The following is a 697-nucleotide window of genomic DNA, read 5'->3' as shown; positions in this document are numbered from 1 at the left end:
TTTTGTTGTTGCTTTGCAGTAAATTGCAAGATTTAATAAAAAAACGCAAAGCAATGATTAAAGGATGTTCAGAATGAAACTCATGGAAACACTTAACCAGTGCATAAACGCTGGTCATGAAATGACGAAGGCTATCGCCATTGCACAGTTTAATGATGACAGCCCGGAAGCGAGGAAAATAACCCGGCGCTGGAGAATAGGTGAAGCAGCGGATTTAGTTGGGGTTTCTTCTCAGGCTATCAGAGATGCCGAGAAAGCAGGGCGACTACCGCACCCGGATATGGAAATTCGAGGACGGGTTGAGNATACAATTGAACAAATTAATCATATGCGTGATGTGTTTGGTACGCGATTGCGACGTGCTGAAGACGTATTTCCACCGGTGATCGGGGTTGCTGCCCATAAAGGTGGCGTTTACAAAACCTCAGTTTCTGTTCATCTTGCTCAGGATCTGGCTCTGAAGGGGCTACGTGTTTTGCTCGTGGAAGGTAACGACCCCCAGGGAACAGCCTCAATGTATCACGGATGGGTACCAGATCTTCATATTCATGCAGAAGACACTCTCCTGCCTTTCTATCTTGGGGAAAAGGACGATGTCACTTATGCAATAAAGCCCACTTGCTGGCCGGGGCTTGACATTATTCCTTCCTGTCTGGCTCTGCACCGTATTGAAACTGAGTTAATGGGCAAATTTGAT

At 46.1% G+C, this 697-nt stretch carries 1 protein-coding gene; it reads left to right on the top strand.

All coding sequences use genetic code 11. The annotated features are described in order from the left end of the window. Positions 1-64 precede the first annotated feature (64 nt). Positions 65-697: AAA family ATPase (locus ACFOWX_RS01495; RefSeq protein ID WP_449325416.1), on the top strand; the 633-nt coding region annotated here is incomplete at its 3' end.

Origin of the sequence: Sphingorhabdus arenilitoris (assembly GCF_042651485.1) — a bacterium.
In the GTDB taxonomy this organism is placed as follows: domain Bacteria; phylum Pseudomonadota; class Alphaproteobacteria; order Sphingomonadales; family Sphingomonadaceae; genus Sphingorhabdus_B; species Sphingorhabdus_B arenilitoris.
Note: the sequence above shows the minus strand (reverse complement) of the source record. Positions and strands in the feature narration are given on the sequence as shown.